This window comes from Pectobacterium artocarpous (genome assembly GCF_046159765.1).
Lineage (GTDB): Bacteria > Pseudomonadota > Gammaproteobacteria > Enterobacterales > Enterobacteriaceae > Pectobacterium.
In genome coordinates this window covers 1-24,094 of the sequence record NZ_JBJXVK010000022.1, presented here as the reverse complement: position 1 = coordinate 24,094, position 24,094 = coordinate 1, and the positions used below count along the sequence as shown (strand labels likewise).

Genomic DNA, 24,094 nt, shown 5'->3' with positions numbered 1-24,094 from the left:
TATTGTGTACCTCGTCTTGGCGGAGCTGAACTTTTCAAAGAAAGCAGAGTTGGGGGAGTCACACTGAAGACCGCATAGCTGAAATGCGGGGACATGGCAGCTTTTCCGGCAGTGGATCGGTGTGCTGATAGATTTTTCTCAGTAAATCCTGGGCGATGAAATCTTTCTTTTCATGGACTGTCTCAAAATAGCCCTGCCAGCGTCGCTGACAAGGCCGCTTTCATCGGATCAGTGGTGGCAGAAGTGATGAATCACCTGCGAAATCAGCTCCCGCGTCGGTTTGATAAATTTGGTGTCAATATATTCATCCGGCTGGTGCGCCTGTTCGATCGATCCCGGCCCCAGAACCAGCGTCGGGCACAGCGCCTGAATAAACGGCGCTTCGGTGCAGTAGTTCACGATTTCCGTTTTCGTTCCCAGCAGATTTTCCACCACCGATACCAGACGGTGATCGGGCGGGCACTCATAGCCGGGAATCGGCGGATGCAGTTCGCTGATGGTCAACCGACCCGGCCAACGCTGGCTGACGGGTTCCAGCGCTTCTGACAGCAGCCCGTTCAGATCGTTAAGCGTAATGCCCGGCAGCGGACGAATATCCATATGCAGTTCACAGCAGCCGCAGATACGGTTCGCAGCATCGCCACCGTGAATGTGGCCAAGGTTCATGGTGGGGTGAGGAATGTGGAAAATTGGATTGTGGTAGCGTTCCTGTAGGGTGTTGCGCAGCACCAGCAGGTGGGAAATCGCTTCGTGCATCAGCTCAATCGCGTTCACGCCGCGTGAAGGATCGCTGGAGTGACCGGACTGCCCCTGAATACGGATGGCGTTGGACATATGGCCTTTGTGGGCACGAACCGGTTGCAGCGAGGTCGGCTCGCCGATGATGGCGCAGTCTGGACGAATTTGCGTGGATTCGGAGAAATACTTGGCACCGGCCATCGTCGTTTCTTCATCTGCCGTCGCTAAAATATAGAGTGGCTTTGTCAGCCTGGTTGGATCGATATCGCGCAAGGCATCAAGAATAAAGGCAAAGAACCCTTTCATATCCGCGGTACCCAGACCGTACAGCTTATTGCCGTGTTCGGTCAGCGTGAAAGGATCGCGCGTCCAGCGGCCGTCGTCGAACGGCACGGTGTCGGTATGCCCTGCCAACAATAAACCGCCTTTTCCTTCACCTATTCGCGCTAGCATATTAAATTTATTGAGGGTGCCGGGAACCGGCTGGACTTCAACATGGAAGCCGAGATCGCCGAACCAGCCTGCCAGCAGGTTGATTAACGCTTGATTACTTTGATCGAGCGCGCTGTCGGTGGCACTGATGGACGGTGTAGCGATTAGTGCCCGATATAGCTCAATAAAAGGGGGTAAATTCATCTTCACTGTTGACAGCCTCTGGTTAGGATAGTATCAATATTCATGCATTTATTGTGAATAAAAATACAATAATGCGCGGTGAAAGGAAACCCAAAGGTAAGGCGATGGCGATTCGTCACTTTCACTGAGCTTCGCGGGTGAACTGCGTACCGACGCTGGTGAGCCCTGTTACCTGTTTCATAGATAAGTAAGAAGGTATACGGATCCCATGCTGAATACGCTGATTGTTGGTGCAAGTGGTTATACCGGCGCGGAGCTTGCGCTCTACCTGAACCGTCACCCACAGATGAACATAACCGCTTTGATGGTTTCTGCGCAAAGTGTCGATGCAGGAAAATTGATTTCTGATTTACATCCGCAGCTCAAAGGTATCATTGATGTACCGGTAAAACCGCTGACCGATGCTGAAGAAGCAGCGAAAGGCGTGGATGTCGTTTTTCTGGCGACCGACCACAAAGTCAGCCACGATCTGGCCCCTGTTTTTCTGGCGGCAGGCTGTACGGTTTTTGATTTGTCCGGCGCGTTCCGCGTACAGGATGCTGAATTTTATCGTCGCTATTATGGTTTTGAACATCAGCACCCTGACTGGCTGGCAAAAGCGGTTTACGGGCTGGCCGAATGGCGTGCGGAAAGCGTAAAACACGCACAGCTGGTTGCCGTGCCGGGCTGTTATCCCACGGCTGCGCAGTTGGCGCTGAAGCCGCTGCTGGATGCACAACTGCTGAATCCGGCACAGTGGCCAGTGATTAATGCCGTCAGCGGCGTGAGCGGGGCGGGGCGTAAAGCGTCGATGACTAGCAGCTTCTGTGAAGTCAGCCTGCAACCCTATGGCATTTTCAACCACCGCCATGAACCTGAAATTTCAATGCACCTCGGTACGCCAGTGATCTTTACACCGCATTTGGGCAACTTTGCTCGCGGCATTCTGGAAACCATCACCTGTCGCCTGCAACCGGGTGTAACCCCGCAGGATGTCGCCGAAGCCTATCACACTGCTTATCACGATAAGCCGCTGGTTCGCCTGTACGATAAGGGCGTTCCGGCGCTGAAATCCGTTGTCGGCCTGCCGTTCTGCGATATCGGTTTCTCCGTTGACGGTGAGCACCTGATCGTGGTGGCAACCGAAGATAATCTGCTGAAAGGCGCGGCAGCACAGGCTGTGCAATGCATGAACATTCGTTTTGGTTTCCCTGAAACCCAATCGTTAATTTAATGACTACTGGTCCCGACATTTCGAGGCGTGAAGCATAATGAATCCGTTAATTATCAAATTAGGTGGCGTTTTACTGGATAGCGAAGAAGCGCTGGAACGTCTGTTCACCGCGCTGGTGGCTTACCGCCGGGAACATCAGCGTCCGCTGGTGATTGTGCACGGTGGCGGCTGTCTGGTGGATGACCTGATGAAGAAACTGGCGTTGCCCGTCGTGAAGAAAAACGGCCTGCGTGTCACGCCTGCCGATCAGATCGACATCATCACCGGCGCGCTGGCGGGTTCCGCGAATAAGACGCTGCTGTCATGGGCGAAGAAACATGACATCAACGCGGTCGGCTTGTGTCTGGGCGATGGCGGCAGCACGACGGTCACACAGCTAGATGAAGCGCTGGGCTTTGTGGGTAAAGCGGAAGCGGGATCGCCTGCGCTGCTGAACACGCTGCTGTCTGCGGGCTATCTGCCAGTTGTCAGCTCCATCGGTATTACGGCGCAGGGTGACCTGATGAACGTCAACGCCGATCAGGCAGCGACGGCGCTGGCGCAAACGCTGGGTGCGGATTTAATCCTGCTGTCTGACGTGAGCGGCATTCTGGACGGTAAAGGTCAGCGCATTGCTGAAATGACGGCAGAGAAAGCCGAACACTTGATTGCTCAGGGCATCATTACCGACGGCATGATTGTTAAGGTCAACGCCGCGCTGGATGCCGCTCGTGCGCTGGGCCGTCCGGTTGATATCGCCAGTTGGCGTCATGCCGAGCAACTCCCTGCGCTGTTCAACGGCGTAGCGATTGGTACGCGTATTCTGGCGTAAGTCGTTTCTGGGTATGGCATGATGCGATACCAACGTGAATGATATTTTTAGGAGTAAGAGTTATGGCTTTGTGGGGCGGTCGGTTTAGTCAGGCAGCAGATCAGCGTTTTAAACAATTTAATGACTCACTGCGGTTTGATTACCGTCTGGCGGAGCAGGACATCGTGGGTTCGATCGGCTGGTCGAAAGCGCTGGTGACGGTTAACGTGCTCAACGAACAGGAACAGCAGCAACTGGAACAGGCGCTGAACGCGCTGCTGGTTGAGGTACAAGCCGAGCCTGAGATGATCCTGCAAAGCGATGCAGAAGATATTCACAGCTGGGTAGAGCAGCGCCTGATTGAGAAAGTCGGTGATTTAGGTAAAAAACTGCATACCGGTCGTAGCCGTAACGATCAGGTCGCTACCGATCTGAAGCTATGGTGCAAGGCGCAGATTGCCGAGCTGCTGCTGTCTGTACGCCAACTGCGTCAGGCGCTGGTCACGACGGCGGAAGCGAATCAGGATGCGGTGATGCCGGGCTACACCCACTTGCAGCGTGCACAGCCGGTGACGTTTGCCCACTGGTGTCTGGCCTACCATGAGATGCTGGCGCGTGATGAAAGCCGTCTGGAAGATACGCTGAAGCGTCTGGATGTCAGCCCTCTGGGCTGTGGTGCGCTGGCGGGAACGGCTTATCCGATTGACCGTGAGCAACTGGCAGGTTGGTTAGGATTTGCCTCGGCTACGCGTAATAGTCTGGACACGGTTTCCGATCGCGATCATGTACTGGAACTGCTATCCGATGCCTCGATCGGCATGATCCACCTGTCGCGTTTTGCCGAAGATCTGATCTTCTTCAACAGCGGTGAAGCGGCGTTTGTTGAACTGTCTGACCGTGTGACATCCGGTTCTTCCCTGATGCCACAGAAGAAAAATCCGGATGCGCTGGAGCTGATTCGTGGTAAATGCGGTCGCGTACAGGGGGCGTTGACCGGCATGATGATGACGCTTAAAGGCCTGCCGCTGGCGTATAACAAAGACATGCAGGAAGACAAGGAAGGGCTGTTTGACGCGCTGGATACCTGGCACGACTGCCTGATGATGGCAGGTCTGGTGCTGGAAGGCATTCAGATTAAGCGTCCGCGCTGTAAAGAAGCAGCCGAGCAAGGCTACGCAAACTCCACCGAACTGGCGGATTATCTGGTTGCGAAAGGCGTCCCGTTCCGTGAAGCGCATCATATCGTGGGTGAGGCGGTGGTAGAAGCCATTCGTCAGGGTAAAGCCCTGGAAGCGTTGCCGCTGGCCGATCTGCAAAAATTCAGTGCGGTGATTGGTGAGGATGTATACCCGATTCTGGCGTTGCAATCCTGTCTGGATAAGCGTGCTGCACAAGGTGGCGTGTCACCGCAGCAGGTCGCGAAAGCGATCAGTGATGCGAAACAGCGCTTAGCTTAAGTCGCCCCGTCTGTTTCAGTTCTCCCAACGTTGCTGTTCCGCGTTGGGGGAATGTCAACGTTACCCCTCTGATTCTCCTGCAAATTATCATCTATCCTTGTTTATATGGAATGCGGCTCGCATTTTTCTGCTCAGCGTACCCCCCACTGGAATTGTTTCTGGACATCCATACAGTATCATTTTACCTTACCGACAGCGTGAAAGGCCTGCGGAGGCAAAGTGGATATCAGCATATTTTATGGTCTGGGCGGCGGTGCGGTAGGGCTACTGATCGGGTGGCTGATTGTCAGCCTAATTCATCAGCGGAAGCTGTCTCAGCATGACACCGAACAGCGGCTGCTGGCGCAGACGTTACAACAGACCCAACAGTCGCTCAGCGAGCAGCAGCAGGCAAAACAGCAGGATGAACAGCGGTTGCGGCAAAACGAGCTGGAACTGCGTACAGTTCACGCGCAACTCTCTGCCAGCCATGAAAAGCTGCAACAGTTGAGTGAGCTTCGTGCAGAGTGCGTGCAGCTCAATCAGGAACTGCGAACGCTGCGTGAAATAAACCGCGCACAGGAAGCGGAACTGCGGGAAGTCACCATTCGGCTGGAAGAAACCCGTATGGCGGCGGAAGAAAAGCAGAGGCTGTTGGCCAATAGCGAACAGCGGTTGACGACGCAGTTTGAGAATCTGGCGAACCGTATTTTTGAACACAGTGGCCGCAAGGTGGATGAGCAAAATAAACAGAGCCTGGATAAGTTGTTGATGCCGCTGCGCGAGCAGCTTGATGGTTTTCGTCGTCAGGTTCAGGACAGCTTTGGTGCGGAAGCACGCGAACGTCACACGCTGGCGCATGAAATCCGCAATTTGCAACAGTTGAACGCGCAGATGGCACATGAAGCCATCAACCTGACAAAAGCGCTGAAGGGCGATAATAAAACGCAGGGTAACTGGGGCGAGGTGGTGTTAAGCCGCGTGCTGGAAGCCTCCGGTCTGCGTGAAGGCTATGAGTATCAGACGCAGGTCAGTGTGCAGACGGGGACGAATAGCCGCCTGCAACCGGATGTCATTGTGCGTTTACCGCAGGGTAAAGATGTCGTGATTGATGCCAAGATGTCGCTGGTGGCTTATGAGCGCTATTTCAATAGTGACGATGATGTCGAGCGTAATACGGCGCTGAACGAACATTTGCTCTCGGTGCGTAGCCACATTCGGCAACTGAGCAGCAAAGATTATCAGCAGCTTCCGGGGCTGCGTTCGCTAGACTACGTGCTGATGTTTATTCCGGTCGAACCCGCTTTTCTGGTTGCTATCGATCGCCAGCCCGAATTGATCAACGAGGCGCTAAAGCACAATATTATGCTGGTCAGCCCGACCACTCTGCTGGTGGCGTTACGTACCATTAATAACCTATGGCGCTATGAACAGCAGAGCCGCAATGCACAGCACATCGCTGAAAAAGCGTCACGGCTGTACGATAAACTGCGGTTGTTCGTCGATGACATGGAAGCGATGGGACAGAGTCTGGATAAAGCGCAGGGCACTTATCGTCAGGCGATGAATAAACTTTCCTCTGGGCGTGGTAACCTTATTGGCCAGGCTGAGGGGTTCCGTGCGCTGGGGGTCGAAATTAAACGCACGATCAGCCCGTCATTGGCCGAAAAAGCAACGGCCAATGAGCACGCTGAACGCGATGAATTACCGGGTTCTGTCGCGCCCGACGCTGTCTCTCCTGCCGTAAAAACGGAAGGTGAAGCAGGAGAAACGCTCTTCTCTACCCGTGTTCACCCGTACTAAATGGGTATGGATTTCGTGGGTTTGGCATGCGGCTATGCGAAAGAAATTAGTGCAGTGGGGTTTTTATCCGGGTCTGGTACACTCTCACCATAAATGGGTAGACCCGAAATTTGACTGAAATAGTAGGCGGATAAGATGGCAAGTGAGCAGGAGAATACGGCCGACTTTGGTTTTCGGACTGTCGCCAGGGATGAAAAAGAAGTCATGGTGGCTGAAGTTTTTCATTCCGTAGCAGCAAAGTATGACTTGATGAATGACCTGATGTCCTTTGGCATCCACCGAATCTGGAAACGTTTCACCATCGAATGCAGTGGGGTAAGGCGTAACCAGCGTGTTCTGGATCTGGCCGGAGGAACAGGGGATTTAACCGCCAAATTCTCCCGTATGGTTGGCGAAGGCGGGGAAGTCATTCTGGCGGACATCAATGCATCAATGCTGAAAGTGGGCCGTGAGAAACTGCGTAACAAAGGCATTATCGACAACATCAGCTATGTGCAGGCCAATGCAGAGGCGCTGCCGTTCCCTGATGACTTCTTTGACTGCATTACTATCTCCTTTGGTCTGCGCAACGTGACGGACAAAAACAAAGCGCTGCGCTCAATGTTCCGTGTCCTGAAACCGGGTGGTCGGTTGCTGGTGCTGGAATTTTCCAAGCCAATAATTAAACAGCTGAGCACCGTTTACGATGCCTATTCCTTTCATATCCTGCCGAGAATTGGCGAAGCCGTGGCGAGTGATGCCGGGAGCTACCGCTATCTGGCGGAATCCATCCGTATGCATCCCGATCAGGAAACGCTGAAAGGGATGATGAGCGACGCCGGTTTTGACAGCGTAAACTATTTCAACCTCACCGGTGGTATTGTCGCACTGCACCGTGGGTTTAAATTCTGATTGGAAACGCCAATGCTGATAACGTCTTTTCTGACTGCTACGCTGGAAACTGCGCTGAATCAGCTGCTTTTTCACGATACGATTTCTTGTGATCGAAACATGAAGTCTGCCCGCCAGCGCTTACAGGGGAAAACACTTCAGATCGAGTTGGCTGAACTGGATGTGCCCTTGGTGCTGGTGTTTAACGAACAGCGTCTGGACGTTGTCAGCCAGTGGGGCGAGTTGACGGATTGCCGCCTGAAAACACGCGTCCCGGTTCTGATGAAATTACGCGATCGTCAGCAGCTATCGTCGCTGATGAGAAGCGGCGAACTGGTGATTGAAGGTGATATTCAAGTCGTTCAACAGTTCATCGTGCTGGTTGATCTGGCAGAGTTCGATCCCGCGGAATGGCTGTCTCCCTACCTGGGCGATATTGTTGCCCAAGGCCTTAGCCAGACAGCACAGAAAACCCTGAGCTTCCTGAGACGGTTATTACATCAGCAGCAACATTTCCTGTCCGAGACGTTAACGGAAGAGTGGCGACTGGCTCCGGGAAAACTGGAAAGCGCCTGGTTTCATGAGGAAATCGTTGCATTGGATAAATCAGCCGATAGGTTGTCCGAACGACTGGCGAAACTGGAGGCTTTACGATGACGCCCAGTGAATTACGTCGCCTTTACAGCATTGTGCGTGTGCTGTTGAGCTATGGTCTGGACGAACTCATTCCTAAAATGCGTCTGACGCTTCCGTTGCGTGCGGGCCGTCATCTGCTGTTCTGGTTACCCAATCTCCACCGCAACATGCCTTTGGGAGAACGTCTGCGTTTGGCGCTTCAGGAACTGGGGCCGGTGTGGATTAAGTTCGGACAAATGATGTCTACGCGCCGCGATCTCTTCCCACCTGCTATCGCCGATCAACTGGCGATGTTGCAGGATAAGGTTGAGCCGTTTGATGGCAAACTGGCGCGCGAGCAAATTGAGCTGTCGATGGGAGGGATTCCTCTTGAAGAGTGGTTTGATGATTTTGACATTAAACCGCTGGCTTCTGCCTCCATTGCACAGGTACATACCGCCTGTCTGAAAAGCACGGGAAAAGAGATCGTTATCAAGGTTATCCGCCCGGATATCTTGCCGGTCATCAAAGCGGATATGCGCCTGATGAAACGACTGGCTGGCTGGCTGCCTCGCCTGTTGCCGGATGGTCGCCGCCTGCGACCGCGCGAAGTGGTGCTGGAATACGAAAAAACGTTGCTTGATGAGCTGAACTTGCTGCGAGAAGCGGCCAATGCCATCCAACTGCGACGGAATTTTGAGAACAGCCCGATGCTGTATGTGCCGGAAATCTATTCGGATTATTGCAGCGAAGGCATGTTGGTGATGGAGCGAATCTACGGTATTCCCGTTTCTGATGTCGATGCGCTGAAAGCGAATGGAACGGATATGAAACTGCTGGCAGAACGGGGTGTTCAGGTTTTCTTCACTCAGGTATTCCGCGACAGTTTCTTCCATGCAGATATGCATCCCGGCAATATCTTTATCAGCCACGAGCACCCGGAAGACCCGCAATACATCGGTATTGATTGCGGTATCGTCGGTTCGTTGAATAAAGAAGACAAGCGCTACCTGGCCGAGAATTTCATCGCCTTCTTCAACCGTGATTATCGTAAAGTCGCCGAGCTGCATGTGGATTCTGGCTGGGTGCCAGCGGCAACTAATGTTGCCGATTTTGAATTTGCGATTCGTACGGTCTGTGAGCCGATCTTCGAGAAGCCGTTGGCGGAAATTTCGTTCGGCCATGTATTATTGAATTTGTTTAATACGGCGCGTCGCTTCAACATGGAAGTGCAGCCCCAGTTGGTGTTGCTGCAAAAAACGCTGCTGTATATTGAAGGTGTTGGTCGGCAGCTTTACCCGCAGCTCGACCTGTGGAAAACCGCCAAGCCGTTTCTGGAAACCTGGCTGAAGCAGCAGGTCGGTTTGCCTGCGGTTTTTCGTGCGCTAAAAGAAAAGGCGCCGTTCTGGGCGGAAAAACTGCCGGAAGTGCCTGAATTGTTTTATGACGGGCTGCGTCAGCATAAGATGTTAAAACACAGCGTCGATCAACTGGCCTATGAGCTGAAAACGCAGCAGGCGCGTCAAGGGCAATCACGATATCTTTTGGGTATTGGCGCAACGCTACTAATCAGTGGTACGTTGTTACTGATCAGCCGTGTTGAAGCCGACATGGTTCCCGCAGGGCTGATGGCCGCAGGAATTGTTGCCTGGATTATCGGCTGGCGTCGAACTCGTTGAAGCAGATCATGATGCACGCCAGAATTACCCGATATAATTACGGGAATTCTGTCGTTCCCCTTTTTGAAAAGAGGTAAATGTTATGGGTGGTATTAGTATCTGGAACCTGTTGATTATCGCAGTCATCGTCGTACTGCTGTTCGGAACCAACAAGCTGAGAACGCTGGGTTCGGATCTGGGCGCGTCAATAAAAGGTTTTAAGAAAGCGATGGGTGACGATCAGCCTTCCACTAGCGAAGACAAAACGCAGCCAGATGCAGATTTCTCTACAAAATCTATCACTGACCACCAATCAGACGTCAAGCCGAGCGACACGAAGAGCCAGCATAAAGAGCAGGTGTAATCTGTGTTCGATATCGGTTTTGGTGAGTTGCTATTGGTGATGGTTCTCGGCCTGGTTGTTCTTGGGCCGGAGCGTTTGCCTGTGGCGGTCAAGACAGTTGCTAGCTGGATCAGGACGCTGCGTGCGTTGGCGTCTACCGTTCAGAATGAGCTGTCGCAGGAACTGAAACTTCAGGAGTTTCAGGAAAGCCTGAAAAAAGTCGAAAAAGCCAGTTTGCAGAATCTGTCGCCTGAGTTGAAAGCCTCAATGGATGAACTCAAAGAGGCGGCAGAAGCGATGAAACGTGGCTATACCGAGCCATCGTCACCGCAAAATTCAGATGATCACCAAAAGTCTGATGATCATAGTGCGACGGCGGAATCGCAACGCAACACCCCGTTAAACGACCCTGAAGCGGCCTACGATGGGGTCATTGAAGCGGAAACCGCAGTACGTCCGTCAGCCAGCCAGCCTAAACCTGAAAAGGGTGCTGTTGCTGAACATCACCATGATAGCGGCAGTACGACACGTGCTGAAGGTGTCGGCAACGATCATGTCAAACCTGAGCAGTCCCAGTTTTCTGCTGTTTCTGCCCGTCAACCGAGCGATAGTCGTTAGTTTATGGCCGATGATACTCAACCGCTAATTAGCCACCTGATTGAGCTACGCAAGCGTCTACTCAATAGCATTATCTGTGTGCTGGCGGTATTTATTGCACTGGTGTTTTTTGCCAACGACATCTATCAACTGGTGTCTGCTCCACTCATCGAGAAATTACCGGCAGGTGCCAGTATGATCGCGACCGATGTCGCCTCGCCTTTCTTTACGCCGATAAAGCTGACGATGATTGTCTCCGTGTTTGTTGCCGCACCGCTGGTGCTGTATCAGGTATGGGCGTTTGTGGCTCCTGCGCTGTATAAACACGAGCGTCGTTTAATGATGCCGCTGTTGGTCTCCAGCAGTCTGCTGTTTTATGCGGGTATGGCGTTCGCGTACTTTGTGGTGTTCCCTCTGGCGTTTGGCTTTTTCGCAAAAACCGCGCCCGTTGGCGTATTGATTGCGACCGATATTAATAACTACCTCGATTTTGTTATGGCACTGTTCATGGCGTTCGGGGTATCGTTTGAAGTGCCAGTTGCCATTGTGCTGCTTTGCTGGAGCGGAGTGGTGACGCCGGAAGATCTGAAAAGAAAGCGACCTTATATTCTGGTCGGCGCATTTGTTGTCGGTATGTTGCTAACGCCGCCGGATGTTTTCTCACAGACGCTGCTGGCAATTCCCATGTATCTGCTGTTTGAAATCGGCGTCTTCTTCTCGCGGTTTTACGTTGGCAAAGGCCGACGAACTGAAACCGAAGAGCCATCGCAGTAACATACGGTTTCCTGCGGTAGGACGGTAAAATGACCTCTCTTTGAGAGGTCTTATTTTTTGTTCGCCAGAACGAAATTGGTGAACGGTTACAAGCAGGTGAGAGTCATGTTTGATATCGGCGTTAACTTAACCAGTTCTCAGTTTGAAAAAGACAGGGAGCAGGTCCTCATGCGGTCGAAGCAAGCGGGCGTCAGTGGCATCTTGATCACCGGAACTAATGCTCAGGAAAGCCAGCAGGCAATGTTACTGGCGCAAGCCTATCCCGATTACTGCTGGTCAACGGCGGGTGTTCATCCACATGATGCCAGCCAATGGAATGACGCCATCGCCGAACAGATTCACCATCTGGCAAGCGCCGACTGCGTGGTTGCCATCGGCGAATGCGGGCTGGATTTCAACCGTAATTTTTCGACGCCAGAAGAACAAGAGCAGGCATTCAGCGCACAGCTAGCGATGGCGGCTGAGCTGTCTATGCCGGTTTTCCTTCACTGCCGTGACGCGCATCCCCGCTTTATCTCTCTGCTGAAGCCCTGGCTGAGTCAGTTACCTGCCGCTGTGGTTCACTGCTTCACCGGCAATCGTCATGAATTAGATGAATGCCTGGCGGCGGGACTGATGGTTGGTATTACCGGCTGGGTTTGTGATGAGCGTCGCGGGCTTGAACTACGCGCGTTACTGCCGCATATCCCTGCCGATCGGCTGTTGATGGAAACCGACGCACCTTATCTGTTACCTCGGGATTTACGCCCTAAACCGGCATCCCGCCGTAACGAACCCTGTTATCTGCCTCATATTATTCGCCAGATTGCGGCGTGGCGTGGAGAAGATGCCACTTGGTTGGGACAGACAACAGATGGAAATGCCCGTCGGATTTTCCGACTGGCCTGATTCAGGAGAATAATGACATGAGCAATGCTTTTCCCGGCACGTTCCCCGGCCGACGTATGCGCCGTATTCGCCGCCATGATTTCAGCCGTCGCCTTGTTGCTGAAAATCAGCTGACGGTGAATGATTTGATTTATCCCGTTTTCGTGATGGAAGGGACAAATCATCGTCAGGAAGTTCCCTCAATGCCGGGGGTATATCGGATGACTATCGATGTGCTTCTGAAAGAAGCAGAATCGATTGCTAAGCTTGGCGTTCCGGTACTGTCGCTGTTCCCCGTTGTTGAAGCAGATAAGAAATCCTTATATGCCGAAGAAGCCTACAATCCGGATGGCCTGGTTCCCCGCACGATCCGCGCGCTGAAAGATGCCGTTCCTGAGTTGGGTTTGCTGACGGATGTGGCGCTCGATCCCTACACGACGCACGGGCAGGACGGGATTATTGATGAAGACGGGTATGTGATTAACGACGTCACCAAGAAAATTTTGGTGCGTCAGGCGCAGTCCCACGCTGAAGCCGGAGCAGAGATTATTGCTCCCAGCGATATGATGGATGGCCGTATCGGCGCTATCCGCGACATGCTTGAAGGACAGAATCTGATCAATACCCAGATCATGGCGTACTCGGCTAAGTATGCATCGTGCTACTACGGGCCCTTCCGCGATGCCGTGGGGTCAGCCAGCAATCTGAAAGGCGGTAACAAAAAAACCTACCAGATGGATCCAGCCAACGGCGATGAAGCCTTGCAGGAAATCGCACAGGATCTACAGGAAGGTGCGGATATGGTGATGGTGAAACCGGGGATGCCTTATCTGGACGTGGTTCGTCGCGTTAAGGATACGTTCGGCGTGCCAACGTTTGCCTATCAGGTATCTGGCGAATATGCGATGCACATGGCGGCGATTCAGAACGGTTGGTTGCAGGAGCAACCGGTGGTGATGGAGTCTCTGCTGTGCTTTAAACGCGCGGGCGCGGATGGGGTACTGACCTATTTTGCCAAACGTGTCGCACAGTGGCTGCACGATCAGCACATGCAGCGCTAAGTCTGCCTTATCCGGCGCGGGATAAACGCGCCGGGAGCAAAGGTGACGTCAGGCTAGGTTTTGCGAAACTCCCGGTTATCGATGCTCTGCCGAACCTGCTTGTTTAACATATTCAGTAACAGCATCGAACGGGCTTCGCCGTCAGGTTCGGTGTAAATCGCCTGAAGGCCAGAGAAAATCCCGTCGGTAATGACCACGCTATCGCCGGGCTGTGGCGTCAGTGGGTCAATGATTCCCTGAATAGGGCGAAGCGATAACTCATCGATAACCTGCTGCGGAATGGTCGCTGGCAGTGTGCCAAATCGCACAAAATTACTCACCCCACGCGTTGCACTGATGGTGGTGGTGTGGATGCGCTCGGGGTCGAATTCCACAAACAGGTAGTTCGGGAACAGCGGTTCACACACTTCTGTTCGTTTACCACGGACGATTTTATCCAGCGTGATCATCGGGCTCACGCAGGTCACATCCTGACGTTCCAGATGCTCTTTTGCACGCAGCAGTTGACCGCGTTTACAATACAATAAGTACCAAGCTTCCATAATTTCGCAGACTGATGATTCCGACGAGCAAGCATAACAAAAGCGAGCACGGATAAAAAATTTTCGGCAGATATTTTTGTTACCACATTAATGGCGAGTGGATTCTTGATGGTAATTGGATTCTTACCATAAATAGGCGCTGCGGGAAGCGACAGGTGGGTGAAGAGACTTTATAATAGCCAGAACGATAGACTGCCCCCGATGAATAGCATGAAATACCGTGACTTACGCGAATTCCTCTCGCTGCTGGAAGAGAGAGGGGAGTTGAAACGCATTACCCAACCCATCGATCCTTACCTTGAAATGACGGAAATTGCTGACCGAACGCTGCGTGCGGAAGGGCCGGCTCTCCTGTTTGAGAACCCCAAAGGCTATGACATGCCGGTGCTGTGCAATTTATTCGGCACACCGAAACGTGTTGCATTGGGAATGGGGCAAGAGGATGTCAGCGCATTGCACGACGTGGGTAAACTGCTGGCGTTTCTGAAAGAGCCTGAAGCACCCAAAGGGTTTCGCGATCTGGTGGATAAAATGCCGAAGTTTCGTCAGGTACTGAATATGCCGACAAAACGGCTCTCTTCGGCACCGTGTCAGGAACAGGTTTGGCAAGGAGATGACGTTGATCTGCGCCGGATTCCGGTTATGCAGTGTTGGCCGGAAGATGCCGCGCCGCTGATTACCTGGGGACTTACCGTGACACGCGGCCCGCATAAAGAACGGCAGAATCTGGGGATCTATCGCCAGCAGGTGCTGGGTAGAAACAAACTGATCATGCGTTGGTTATCTCATCGCGGTGGTGCGCTGGACTTTCAGGAGTGGTGTCAGGAAAATCCGGGGCAGCGTTTTCCGGTGTCTGTTGCCTTGGGGGCTGACCCTGCGATGATTCTCGGTGCGGTGACGCCAGTACCCGATACGCTATCAGAATATGCGTTTGCAGGTTTGCTACGTGGGCATAAGACCGAGGTGGTGAAGTGTCTGTCGAACGATTTGGAAGTGCCCGCCAGTGCGGAAATTGTTCTGGAAGGCTATATTGAACCCGGAGAAATGGCGGCAGAAGGGCCTTATGGCGATCATACCGGCTATTACAATGAGGTTGACCATTTTCCGGTCTTTACCGTCACGCATATCACGCAGCGTCAGAATGCCATTTATCACTCGACTTACACGGGGCGGCCACCGGATGAGCCTGCGGTGCTGGGTGTGGCGTTGAACGAAGTTTTCGTGCCGATCCTGCAAAAGCAGTTTCCTGAGATTGTCGATTTTTATTTGCCACCGGAGGGTTGCTCTTATCGTCTGGCGGTCGTTACCATGAAGAAACAGTACGCAGGTCATGCCAAACGCGTCATGATGGGCGTATGGTCTTTTTTACGTCAGTTCATGTATACGAAATTTGTCATTGTCTGCGATGATGACGTTAACGCCCGTGACTGGAACGACGTGATATGGGCGATCACGACGCGTATGGATCCGGCACGCGATACGGTATTGGTGGAAAATACGCCGATCGACTATCTTGATTTCGCCTCGCCAGTTTCTGGTCTGGGTTCCAAAATGGGTCTGGATGCCACTAATAAATGGCCCGGCGAGACACAGCGCGAGTGGGGACACCCCATCAAGAAAGATCCACAGGTTTGTGCCCGCATTGATGAAATATGGGACGAGTTGGCCATTTTTAGTGACAGAGAGCCCCGCCGTTAACGGCTGCCCTGTTCTCGGTTTTGCTTTTATGACCCTATAGAGGGAATGCATGACAACATTGAGCTGTAAAGTGACTTCGGTCGAAGCCATAACCGATACGGTCTATCGCGTTCGTTTATTACCTGAAGCGCCGTTTTCCTTTCGGGCTGGCCAGTATTTGATGGTGGTGATGGGCGATCGGGATAAACGTCCTTTCTCACTGGCATCGACCCCGATGGATAAAAATTTTATCGAATTGCACATTGGGGCGTCCGAACTGAATCTTTACGCGATGGCAGTGATGGAACGTATTCACAAGGAAAAATCCCTGACGGTCGATATTCCACATGGCGAAGCCTGGCTGCGGGAAGAGAGTACGCGTCCGCTGGTGCTGATTGCGGGCGGAACCGGGTTTTCATATGTGCGTTCTATCCTGCTGACCGCGCTGGCACAGCAGCCCGAGCGCGATATCTCCGTTTACTGGGGTGGACGTGAATCCCAGCATCTGTACGATTTAGCAGAGCTTGAAGGCTTTGCAGCCAAGCACCCCAACCTGCGGGTGGTGCCGGTAGTCGAACAGCCGGAGGCTGGATGGAATGGCAGAACGGGAACCGTTCTGAGCGCGGTATTGCAAGATTACGGTTCGTTGGCAGAGCAAGATATCTACATTGCTGGTCGTTTTGAAATGGCGAAAATTGCACGTGAGCGTTTTTGTAACGAGCGCGGTGCGCTGACGGCGCATATGTTCAGCGATGCGTTTTCGTTTATTTAAAACGGTCAATGGCCGTCACAGTTAAAAACTAAAAATCCCACGGCCGTGGGATTTTTAGTTTTTGGTGTTGCTCTGGCAACGCGTGTCTATATTCAGACGCGTTCAAACACCGTGGCAATGCCTTGGCCCAGCCCAATACACATGGTTGCCACGCCAAATTGAACGTCGCGGCTTTCCATCAGATTAATCAATGTGGTAGAGATGCGCGCCCCCGAGCAACCGAGCGGGTGACCCAGTGCAATCGCGCCACCATTAAGATTGACCTTTTCATCAAGCTGTTCCAGCAATCCCAAATCTTTAATGCAGGGTAGCGTTTGGGCAGCGAATGCCTCATTGAGCTCAAAGAGACCGATATCGGTGAGGCTCAATCCTGCTCGCTTCAGTGCCAGCTTGGTGGCTGGAACAGGGCCGTAGCCCATAATTGAAGGGTCGCAACCCACCACGGCCATTGCCCGAATGCGAGCCCGTGCGGGTAAGCCTAACGATGCTGCACGGGATTCGCTCATGATCAACATGGCTGCTGCGCCATCGGACAACGCCGAGGATGATCCAGCGGTTACCGTGCCGTTAACCGGATCAAACGCCGGTTTGAGTGCGGCAAGGCTATCGATGGTGGTGTCCGGGCGAATGACCTCATCATAATCGAAGCGTTGCAGCGCGCCGTCGGCATCATGCCCTGCCGTGGGAATGATTTCATGGCGGAACGCCCCTGACTGGGTAGCGTGATGTGCCCGCTGGTGCGAACGAGCGGCGAACTGATCCTGCATCTCACGACCGATATTGTGCATACGCGCTAGCATTTCCGCCGTCAATCCCATCATACCCGCGGCTTTAGCTACAGTGCGGCTTAGCCCTGGATGAAAATCGACACCATGATTCATCGGTACATGCCCCATATGCTCAACGCCGCCGATTAAGCAGACATTTGCGTCGCCAACCATAATGGCACGGGCGGCATCGTGCAGCGCCTGCATAGAGGAGCCGCATAGCCGGTTAACCGTGGTCGCGGGGACATTCATCGGAATTTCTGCCAGCAAAGCGGCATTGCGGGAAACGTTGAAGCCTTGCTCCAGCGTCTGTTGCACACATCCCCAATAGATATCGTCGATCTCACGGGCATCCAGCGCTGCATTACGGCTCAACAGGCTACGCATCAGGTGTGCGGACAGGTCTTCGGCTCTCACTTGACGGAAGGCTCCGCCTTTGGAGCGCCCCATCGGCGTGCGTACGGCATCAACAATCACTACCTTTTCCATATTTCCCGTCCTCATGCCGGTTGACCGTAAGAAACGTCCGCGTGTGGCGCGACTGATGGGTAATAGCCTTCATTACTTCTGGCTTTTTGCTGCAAGCTGTCTGGCACCTGATAGATTGCGCCGAGGTACGCCAACTGCTGCGCCATCTCGACATAACGCTGGCTGCCCAAGGTATCCAGATAGCGGCAGGCGCCGCCGTGGAAGGGAGGGAAGCCTAGTCCGTATACCAGCGCCATGTCCGCTTCGGCCGGGCTGGCGACGATGCCTTCCTCCAGACAACGTGCGACTTCGTTAATCATCGGGATCATCATTCGAGCGATAATCTCTTCTGCACTGAATGCTTTTTTCGGTTGGCTGATGTCTTTAAGGAGTGTATCTACGGTTTCATCCTGCTCTTTACGCGGCTTGCCTTTGCTATCGGTTTGATAGCGGTAGAAGCCCAGACCGTTTTTTTGCCCAAATCGCTGATGCTCAAATAACACGTCAATTGCGTCACGGTAGTCTTTCGCCATGCGCTGTGGAAATCCTGCGGCCATGACGGCCTGAGCATGGTGAGCGGTGTCGATGCCGACAACATCCAGCAGATAGGCCGGCCCCATCGGCCAACCGAATCTTTTCTCCATGACGTTATCGATCTCGCGGAAATCGGCACCGTCTCTGAGCAGTAGGCTGAACGCAGCAAAGTAGGGAAACAGTACGCGATTCACGAAGAATCCGGGGCAGTCGTTCACGACAATCGGCGTTTTACCCATCTTGCTGGCGTAAGCGACCACGCTAGCGATGGTGCTGTCGCTGGTTTTAGGGCCGCGAATAATTTCGACCAGCGGCATGCGGTGTACCGGGTTGAAGAAGTGCATCCCGCAGAAGTTTTGTGGCCGTTTTAGCGATGCAGCCAGTGAAGCAATCGGGATAGTTGAGGTATTCGAAGCCAGAATCGTATTCTCGCTAACGTGCGACTCAGTTTCGGCAAGTACGCTGGCTTTGATTTTCGGGTTCTCAACCACAGCCTCAACCACGATGTCGGTGCGCTCGTAGCCGGCGTAATCCAGCGTTGGCTGAATGCTGGCCAGAATCGTCGCCATTTTCATTCCGTCCAGCTTGCCGCGTTCCATCTGTTTATTCAGGAGCTTGGCTGCTTCACTCATCCCCAGCGCAAGCGGCTTCTCACTGATATCTTTCATCTGAATCGGCACACCTTTGAATGCGGATTGATAAGCAATTCCGCCGCCCATAATGCCTGCACCCAGCACGGCGGCCTGTTGCGGTACGGATGTCTCGCCAATCAGCTTCTTCGCTTTGCCTTTAACATACTGATCGTTGAGGAAAATGCCGACGAGTGCACGCGCTTCATTTGAGCGCGCCAGTTGGACGAAGTGCTGCGTTTCGAGCTGCAATGCGTCATCACGCGTCATGGTCGCAGCGGCTTCGATGGTTTTTACCGCTAACATCGGTGCGGGATAGTGCTTGCCAGCGGTTTGCAGCACCATCGCTTTGGCGGTGGTAAAGCTCATCATGGCTTCAATCTTATTGAGCTTCAGCGGGTCAAGTTTCGGACGTCGATAAGCCTGCCAGTCCAGTGAACCGTCAATCGCCTGTTTCAACATCTTGGTGGCGGCGGGAATCAGCTTTTCATTGGTGACAACGGCCTGCACCAGTCCCACTTTTAAGGCATCGGCTGCGCTGATATCTTTACCTGCGCCGATGATCTCCAGCGCGCTGTCCGCGCCCAGCAGGCGTGGTAGCCTAACGGTGCCGCCAAAGCCCGGCATGATCCCCAGTTTGGTCTCAGGCAGACCGATGCGTGCATCCGTCGTTGCTAAACGAAAATCGGTTGCCAGTACGCATTCGCAGCCGCCACCCAGCGCATAGCTATTGATCGCGGATAGTGTGGGAACGGGCAAATCCTCAAGGCGGTTGAAAATGCGGTTGGCGAAGACAAGCCACTCATGCAGCTTTTCTGCTGGCGCGGCAAAAAGAGAAAGGAATTCCGTGATGTCGGCACCGACAATAAATGCAGGTTTGTCAGAACGTAGCAATAATCCCTTCAGATTCGACTGTTCCGCCAGAACGTCCAACGCTTTACCCAGGCTGGCCACTGTGCGGGTATCTAGCTTGTTTACGGAGCCAGGGGCAGAAAATACCAGCTCGGCAATGCCGTCCTCAAGCCAGTTAAGGTAGAGGGATTCACCTTGATAAAGCATGTTTATCTCCGCTGTTTTGTGTGAGTTATCTGGTATGACCAGATAATCAAATTGTGGTTTTAATGTTAATTTTTTGCAAACGAGAGATTAATTTTTTGCCGAATCGATCACAAAGCACCGGACGCTGCCCTTGAGGGATGCCTGTGTTAAAATGGAGAGATCGTGTCGTGACGTACAAGGATACTCATGGAAAAGCTGGCTTCTTTATATCATCACCATCTGGCTACGCTGCAAGCGCGTGCTCAGGCGGTTTTAGCGCGCCATCAGCTTGACGCATTACTGATTCATTCTGGTGAGCTGTTGACCGTTTTTCTGGACGATCACGACTACCCTTTTAAAGTTAACCCGCAATTTAAAGCCTGGGTGCCCGTCACGCAGGTGCCGAACTGCTGGCTATGGGTTGACGGTGTTAACCCGCCGAAGCTGTGGTTCTACTCACCTGTTGATTACTGGCATAACGTGGCACCGATTCCTGAAAGTTTCTGGACGGAAGAGATCGATATTACCGTACTACGCAATGCTGATGATATTGGGCAATGCCTGCCGTCGCAGCGCGAGCGTGTTGCCTATATCGGTTATGCACCGCAACGTGCACAGGATTTGGGGATTCGTGCGGACAATATTAATCCTCAGGGCGTGCTGGATTATCTGCACTATCACCGGGCGTACAAAACCGATTACGAACTGGCCTGCATGCGTGAAGCACAGAAGACGGCCGTTATCGGTCATCGGGCGGCGCATGAAGCGTTTCTGTCCGGGATGAGTGAATTTGATATTAATTTGGCCTACCTGACGGCTACCGGTCATCGGGATATTGATGTCCCTTACGGCAATATCATTGCGCTCAATGAGCACGCTGCGGTGCTGCACTATACCCAGTTAGATCATCAGGTGCCTTCCGATGCCCGTAGCTTCCTAATTGATGCAGGTGCCGAATATAACGGGTATGCCGCCGATCTGACGCGAACCTATTCTGCGCAGAGCGATGGCGCGTTTGCCCTGCTGATTAAAGATCTCAATCAGGAAATGCTTGCATTGATTGATACCGTTCAGGCGGGCGTGCGTTATACCGATTACCATATTCAGATGCATCAGCGGATTGCGAAGCTGCTGAAATCACATCAGTTGGTGCGGGACATCAGCGAAGAGGCGATGGTGGAGCAGGGACTCACGTCGCCTTTCCTGCCGCACGGGCTTGGTCACCCTCTGGGCTTGCAGGTGCATGATGTCGCTGGGTTTATGCAAGACGATCGCGGCACGCATCTGGCGGCGCCGTCGCAGCATCCTTACCTGCGTTGTACCCGCGTGCTGGAACCTGGCATGGTCATGACGATCGAACCGGGCATCTATTTCATCGAATCCTTGCTCGCTCCGTGGCGCGAGGGTGAATTGCGTCAGCATGTTGACTGGCAAAAAATCGATGCGTTGAAACCGTTTGGCGGTATCCGTATTGAGGATAATATTGTCATTCATGACGGGCGCGTGGAGAACATGACACGCGACCTGAATCTGGCCTGATGCAAGCGTATCCAATCCCTGCTGCGCCAGTGAGCTTCAGCGAGGAAATTAAAAAAAGCCGATTTACGACGATTCTGGCGGCAACGCCGGGAATCGACGCGGCAAAGGCGTTTATCCAGCACGTTAGGGAAGAACATGCCTCGGCGGGGCATCACTGCTGGGCGTTTGTTGCGGGTGCGCCTGACGATTCCCAGCAGCTTGGTTTTTCTGACGATGGCGAGCCATCCGGCACGGCGGGAAAACCGATGCTGTCGCAACTGATGGGAAGCGGTGTCGGTGAGATTACGGCCGTGGTCGTGCGTTACTATGGTGGAATCCCGCTGGGCACTGGCGGGCTGGTAAAGGCTTATGGCGGTGGGGTCCAGCAAGCGCTGAAGCTGTTATCGCTGCAAGAGAAAGTCTTGCAACAAGAGTATGGCTTACACTGTGACTATGCACTGCTGCCTCAGGTGGAATCACTGATCTTCCAGCTTGGCGGGAAAGTGCTGCATAGTGAGTATGGCGTGGAAGTTGTATTACGGTTCTCTATCCCCGTTAGGGGAACCGAGGAAGCGGCAACAAAATTGCGTGATTTAAGCCGCGGCGCGTTGCATTTATTGCCGATTCCATAATAATCCCAGCGCTTTTTTATGAATCATTAAGGAATTCCCTGCGATGCACTTGCGCGCCATAACCCGTATTGTTGGCCAGTTGGTTATCCTGTTTTCCGGGACGATGGTTATTCCCGGACTGGTGGCGTTAATTTACCGCGATGGCGCAGGCCGGGCGTTTACGCAGACCTTTATTGTCGCGCTGGCGATTGGCATCATGCTGTGGCTACCAAACCGCAAACAGAAGCATGAACTGAAATCGCGTGAAGGATTCCTGATCGTTGTCCTCTTCTGGACGGTGCTGGGAAGCGTCGGTGCGCTGCCTTTCTTGTTTGCTGAACATCCTAATCTGGGTGTGACGGATGCGTTTTTCGAATCGTTCTCTGGGTTAACGACGACGGGGGCAACCACGTTGGTCGGACTGGATTCACTGCCTAAAGCTATCCTGTTTTATCGACAAATGCTGCAATGGTTTGGGGGGATGGGGATCATCGTACTCGCGGTTGCTATCCTGCCGATTCTTGGTGTCGGTGGGATGCAGCTCTATCGTGCGGAGATGCCAGGACCGCTGAAGGAAAATAAAATGCGCCCGCGTATTGCCGATACGGCAAAAACGCTGTGGCTGATTTACCTCTTACTCACCATTGCCTGCGCCGTCGCGCTCTGGCTGGCTGGAATGCCAGTGTTTGATGCGATTGGGCACAGTTTCTCTACGGTATCTGTCGGTGGCTTTTCTACTCACGATGCAAGCATCGGTTACTTTAATAGCCCAACGATTAACACCATCATCGCCATATTCTTGCTGATTTCCGGCTGTAACTTTGGCTTGCACTTTGCCCTGCTGAGTGGTCGCAGCCTGAAGGTATACTGGCGTGACCCAGAATTCCGCATGTTCATTTTTGTGCAACTGTCGCTGGTGGCCGTGTGTACGATTGTCCTGTGGTTCCACCACGTTTATGACAGCGGGATGCAGACTCTCAATCAGGCATTTTTCCAGGTTGTTTCCATGGCGACAACGGCAGGATTTACGACGGATAGCATTGCATCGTGGCCGCTTTTCTTGCCCGTTTTGCTGCTGTGTTCCGCGTTTATTGGCGGGTGTGCGGGCTCAACCGGGGGCGGCCTGAAAGTGATTCGTATCCTGCTGCTTTTCTTACAAGGTTCGCGTGAGCTTAAGCGTTTAGTGCATCCGAATGCGGTTTACACCATTAAGCTGGGCCATCGGGCGCTACCTGAACGTATCCTTGAAGCCGTGTGGGGATTCTTTTCCGCGTATGCGCTGGTTTTTATTGTCAGCATGCTAGCCGTCATTGCGACAGGCGTTGATGATTTCTCCGCGTTTGCCGCGGTCGCCGCCACATTGAATAACCTGGGGCCGGGGCTAGGCGTCGTTGCCGAGAATTTTACGTCGATGAATGATACGGCGAAATGGATTCTGATAATGACAATGTTGTTTGGTCGTTTGGAAGTGTTCACGCTTTTAGTACTGTTTACGCCAACCTTCTGGCGAGAATAGTCCTCCTAAGGATAAAGAACAATGAAAGCTTTGATCGTGTTTTCGAGTCGGGATGGGCAAACAAGAGCTATTGCCTCCTATATTGCGAATACGCTGAAAGGAACTCTGGAGTGTGATGTTGTTAACGTACTGAATGCGAATGATATCGATCTGGGGCAATACGATCGGGTTGTGATTGGAGCATCAATTCGATACGGGCGCTTTCAACCTGCGGTAAATCAATTTATCCGTAAGCATCTGGCTTCTCTGCAACAACGGCCCAGCGCCTTCTTCTCCGTGAATCTCACTGCACGTAAGCCAGAAAAACGCACGGTACAAACCAATGCCTACACGCGTAAGTTTTTACTGAATTCTCCTTGGCAACCGGATCTGTGTTGTGTGTTCGCGGGTGCGCTGCGTTATCCGCGCTATCGTTGGTTCGATCGGGTAATGATTCAATTGATTATGCGTATAACGGGGGGCGAAACGGATAGCACAAAAGAGATTGAATATACGGACTGGCAGCAGGTTGCCCGTTTCGCTCAGGATTTTGCCCAATTAGCGGCGAAAAATCCGGCATAACGCCATCTTTTACTGCGCTTTGCTGAAAAAATCCCCACTCGGAAATTATTTTGCATTTAG

22 protein-coding genes and 1 pseudogene are annotated in these 24,094 nt (G+C 52.9%); 18 read left to right on the top strand and 5 right to left on the bottom strand.

The window, feature by feature from the left end; all coding sequences use genetic code 11:
• Positions 1–85: 85 nt before the first annotated feature.
• Both ACKQAD_RS14750 and argE read right to left on the bottom strand, forming a co-directional pair.
• Positions 86–157: pseudogene (locus ACKQAD_RS14750) on the bottom strand (GntR family transcriptional regulator); the annotation flags it as partial.
• A gap of 71 nt (positions 158–228) precedes the next feature.
• A complete protein-coding gene (gene argE, locus ACKQAD_RS14745; protein ID WP_409160849.1) occupies positions 229–1,380 on the bottom strand; it encodes an acetylornithine deacetylase in 1,152 nt (383 codons plus the stop codon).
• Positions 1,381–1,582: 202 nt separating this feature from the next.
• On the opposite strand from argE, the gene argC reads away from it, so the two are divergent.
• From argC to hemB, 12 genes are all read left to right on the top strand, one after another.
• Entirely contained in the window at positions 1,583–2,587 is a 1,005-nt protein-coding gene (argC, locus tag ACKQAD_RS14740) for an N-acetyl-gamma-glutamyl-phosphate reductase (RefSeq protein WP_409160848.1), read from the top strand.
• Positions 2,588–2,624: 37 nt separating this feature from the next.
• Complete coding sequence (gene argB / locus ACKQAD_RS14735; RefSeq protein ID WP_409160847.1) at positions 2,625–3,398, top strand: acetylglutamate kinase; 774 nt, start codon at positions 2,625–2,627, stop codon at positions 3,396–3,398.
• Positions 3,399–3,460: 62 nt separating this feature from the next.
• On the top strand, positions 3,461–4,834 hold the full coding sequence (argH, locus tag ACKQAD_RS14730) for an argininosuccinate lyase (RefSeq protein ID WP_409160846.1): 1,374 nt from the start codon (positions 3,461–3,463) through the stop codon (positions 4,832–4,834).
• Between the two features lie 219 nt (positions 4,835–5,053).
• Complete coding sequence (rmuC, locus tag ACKQAD_RS14725; protein ID WP_409160845.1) at positions 5,054–6,616, top strand: DNA recombination protein RmuC; 1,563 nt, start codon at positions 5,054–5,056, stop codon at positions 6,614–6,616.
• 135 nt (positions 6,617–6,751) lie between these two features.
• Complete coding sequence (ubiE, locus tag ACKQAD_RS14720; protein WP_409160844.1) at positions 6,752–7,507, top strand: bifunctional demethylmenaquinone methyltransferase/2-methoxy-6-polyprenyl-1,4-benzoquinol methylase UbiE; 756 nt, start codon at positions 6,752–6,754, stop codon at positions 7,505–7,507.
• Positions 7,508–7,519: 12 nt separating this feature from the next.
• Positions 7,520–8,143 carry a ubiquinone biosynthesis protein UbiJ gene (gene ubiJ / locus ACKQAD_RS14715; protein WP_409160843.1) on the top strand — a complete coding sequence of 208 codons (624 nt, stop codon included), beginning with the start codon at positions 7,520–7,522 and terminating at the stop codon, positions 8,141–8,143.
• On the top strand, positions 8,140–9,780 hold the full coding sequence (ubiB, locus tag ACKQAD_RS14710; protein ID WP_409160842.1) for a ubiquinone biosynthesis regulatory protein kinase UbiB: 1,641 nt from the start codon (positions 8,140–8,142) through the stop codon (positions 9,778–9,780). Before ubiJ ends, ubiB begins: the two co-directional genes overlap by 4 nt.
• Positions 9,781–9,862: 82 nt before the next feature.
• On the top strand, positions 9,863–10,123 hold the full coding sequence (gene tatA / locus ACKQAD_RS14705; RefSeq protein WP_409160841.1) for a Sec-independent protein translocase subunit TatA: 261 nt from the start codon (positions 9,863–9,865) through the stop codon (positions 10,121–10,123).
• A 3-nt stretch (positions 10,124–10,126) separates the two neighbouring features.
• On the top strand, positions 10,127–10,720 hold the full coding sequence (gene tatB / locus ACKQAD_RS14700) for a Sec-independent protein translocase protein TatB (protein WP_409160840.1): 594 nt from the start codon (positions 10,127–10,129) through the stop codon (positions 10,718–10,720).
• Between the two features lie 3 nt (positions 10,721–10,723).
• Entirely contained in the window at positions 10,724–11,473 is a 750-nt protein-coding gene (gene tatC / locus ACKQAD_RS14695) for a Sec-independent protein translocase subunit TatC (RefSeq protein WP_409160839.1), read from the top strand.
• Between the two features lie 105 nt (positions 11,474–11,578).
• Complete coding sequence (tatD, locus tag ACKQAD_RS14690; RefSeq protein ID WP_409160838.1) at positions 11,579–12,361, top strand: 3'-5' ssDNA/RNA exonuclease TatD; 783 nt, start codon at positions 11,579–11,581, stop codon at positions 12,359–12,361.
• A gap of 17 nt (positions 12,362–12,378) precedes the next feature.
• Positions 12,379–13,401, top strand: coding sequence for a porphobilinogen synthase (gene hemB / locus ACKQAD_RS14685; RefSeq protein ID WP_409160837.1), 1,023 nt, complete (start codon positions 12,379–12,381; stop codon positions 13,399–13,401).
• A 53-nt stretch (positions 13,402–13,454) separates the two neighbouring features.
• On the opposite strand, the gene rfaH is transcribed toward hemB, so the two are convergent.
• Positions 13,455–13,943, bottom strand: a complete 489-nt coding sequence (gene rfaH / locus ACKQAD_RS14680; RefSeq protein ID WP_409160836.1) for a transcription/translation regulatory transformer protein RfaH — start codon at positions 13,941–13,943, stop codon at positions 13,455–13,457.
• Between the two features lie 201 nt (positions 13,944–14,144).
• Between rfaH and ubiD the strand changes: the two genes are divergently transcribed.
• On the top strand, positions 14,145–15,641 hold the full coding sequence (gene ubiD, locus ACKQAD_RS14675; RefSeq protein WP_409160835.1) for a 4-hydroxy-3-polyprenylbenzoate decarboxylase: 1,497 nt from the start codon (positions 14,145–14,147) through the stop codon (positions 15,639–15,641).
• A gap of 49 nt (positions 15,642–15,690) precedes the next feature.
• On the top strand, positions 15,691–16,392 hold the full coding sequence (fre, locus tag ACKQAD_RS14670) for an NAD(P)H-flavin reductase (RefSeq protein ID WP_409160834.1): 702 nt from the start codon (positions 15,691–15,693) through the stop codon (positions 16,390–16,392).
• A gap of 92 nt (positions 16,393–16,484) precedes the next feature.
• On the opposite strand, the gene fadA is transcribed toward fre, so the two are convergent.
• Together fadA and fadB are read right to left on the bottom strand one after the other, a co-directional pair.
• The gene (fadA, locus tag ACKQAD_RS14665; RefSeq protein WP_409160833.1) at positions 16,485–17,648 is read right to left on the bottom strand and encodes an acetyl-CoA C-acyltransferase FadA; all 1,164 of its coding nucleotides are present in this window, start codon (positions 17,646–17,648) and stop codon (positions 16,485–16,487) included.
• A gap of 11 nt (positions 17,649–17,659) precedes the next feature.
• Positions 17,660–19,849: a fatty acid oxidation complex subunit alpha FadB gene (gene fadB, locus ACKQAD_RS14660; protein ID WP_409160832.1), complete on the bottom strand. Its 2,190-nt coding sequence runs from the start codon at positions 19,847–19,849 to the stop codon at positions 17,660–17,662.
• A gap of 186 nt (positions 19,850–20,035) precedes the next feature.
• Here fadB and pepQ point away from each other — a divergent pair, with 186 nt between their 5' ends.
• Genes pepQ through hemG form a run of 4 tightly spaced genes read left to right on the top strand, consistent with a single transcriptional unit; the run spans position 20,036 to position 24,034 of the window.
• A complete protein-coding gene (gene pepQ, locus ACKQAD_RS14655) occupies positions 20,036–21,367 on the top strand; it encodes a Xaa-Pro dipeptidase (protein ID WP_409160831.1) in 1,332 nt (443 codons plus the stop codon).
• On the top strand, positions 21,367–21,978 hold the full coding sequence (locus ACKQAD_RS14650; protein ID WP_409160830.1) for an IMPACT family protein: 612 nt from the start codon (positions 21,367–21,369) through the stop codon (positions 21,976–21,978). Before pepQ ends, ACKQAD_RS14650 begins: the two co-directional genes overlap by 1 nt.
• Positions 21,979–22,021: 43 nt before the next feature.
• On the top strand, positions 22,022–23,473 hold the full coding sequence (gene trkH / locus ACKQAD_RS14645) for a Trk system potassium transporter TrkH (RefSeq protein WP_409160829.1): 1,452 nt from the start codon (positions 22,022–22,024) through the stop codon (positions 23,471–23,473).
• A gap of 21 nt (positions 23,474–23,494) precedes the next feature.
• On the top strand, positions 23,495–24,034 hold the full coding sequence (gene hemG, locus ACKQAD_RS14640) for a menaquinone-dependent protoporphyrinogen IX dehydrogenase (RefSeq protein WP_409160828.1): 540 nt from the start codon (positions 23,495–23,497) through the stop codon (positions 24,032–24,034).
• Positions 24,035–24,094 lie beyond the last annotated feature (60 nt).

What these genes read in the sequence shown, in the direction of transcription:
- argC (WP_409160848.1), top strand. Translation starts at nt 1,583, where the DNA reads ATGCTGAATACGCTGATTGTTGGTGCAAGTGGTTATACCGGCGCGGAG.
- argB (WP_409160847.1), top strand. Translation starts at nt 2,625, where the DNA reads ATGAATCCGTTAATTATCAAATTAGGTGGCGTTTTACTGGATAGCGAA.
- argH (WP_409160846.1), top strand. Translation starts at nt 3,461, where the DNA reads ATGGCTTTGTGGGGCGGTCGGTTTAGTCAGGCAGCAGATCAGCGTTTT.
- ubiE (WP_409160844.1), top strand. Translation starts at nt 6,752, where the DNA reads ATGGCAAGTGAGCAGGAGAATACGGCCGACTTTGGTTTTCGGACTGTC.
- ubiJ (WP_409160843.1), top strand. Translation starts at nt 7,520, where the DNA reads ATGCTGATAACGTCTTTTCTGACTGCTACGCTGGAAACTGCGCTGAAT.
- ubiB (WP_409160842.1), top strand. Translation starts at nt 8,140, where the DNA reads ATGACGCCCAGTGAATTACGTCGCCTTTACAGCATTGTGCGTGTGCTG.
- tatA (WP_409160841.1), top strand. Translation starts at nt 9,863, where the DNA reads ATGGGTGGTATTAGTATCTGGAACCTGTTGATTATCGCAGTCATCGTC.
- tatC (WP_409160839.1), top strand. Translation starts at nt 10,724, where the DNA reads ATGGCCGATGATACTCAACCGCTAATTAGCCACCTGATTGAGCTACGC.
- tatD (WP_409160838.1), top strand. Translation starts at nt 11,579, where the DNA reads ATGTTTGATATCGGCGTTAACTTAACCAGTTCTCAGTTTGAAAAAGAC.
- hemB (WP_409160837.1), top strand. Translation starts at nt 12,379, where the DNA reads ATGAGCAATGCTTTTCCCGGCACGTTCCCCGGCCGACGTATGCGCCGT.
- rfaH (WP_409160836.1), bottom strand. Translation starts at nt 13,943, where the DNA reads ATGGAAGCTTGGTACTTATTGTATTGTAAACGCGGTCAACTGCTGCGT.
- ubiD (WP_409160835.1), top strand. Translation starts at nt 14,145, where the DNA reads ATGAATAGCATGAAATACCGTGACTTACGCGAATTCCTCTCGCTGCTG.
- fre (WP_409160834.1), top strand. Translation starts at nt 15,691, where the DNA reads ATGACAACATTGAGCTGTAAAGTGACTTCGGTCGAAGCCATAACCGAT.
- fadA (WP_409160833.1), bottom strand. Translation starts at nt 17,648, where the DNA reads ATGGAAAAGGTAGTGATTGTTGATGCCGTACGCACGCCGATGGGGCGC.
- fadB (WP_409160832.1), bottom strand. Translation starts at nt 19,849, where the DNA reads ATGCTTTATCAAGGTGAATCCCTCTACCTTAACTGGCTTGAGGACGGC.
- pepQ (WP_409160831.1), top strand. Translation starts at nt 20,036, where the DNA reads ATGGAAAAGCTGGCTTCTTTATATCATCACCATCTGGCTACGCTGCAA.
- ACKQAD_RS14650 (WP_409160830.1), top strand. Translation starts at nt 21,367, where the DNA reads ATGCAAGCGTATCCAATCCCTGCTGCGCCAGTGAGCTTCAGCGAGGAA.
- trkH (WP_409160829.1), top strand. Translation starts at nt 22,022, where the DNA reads ATGCACTTGCGCGCCATAACCCGTATTGTTGGCCAGTTGGTTATCCTG.
- hemG (WP_409160828.1), top strand. Translation starts at nt 23,495, where the DNA reads ATGAAAGCTTTGATCGTGTTTTCGAGTCGGGATGGGCAAACAAGAGCT.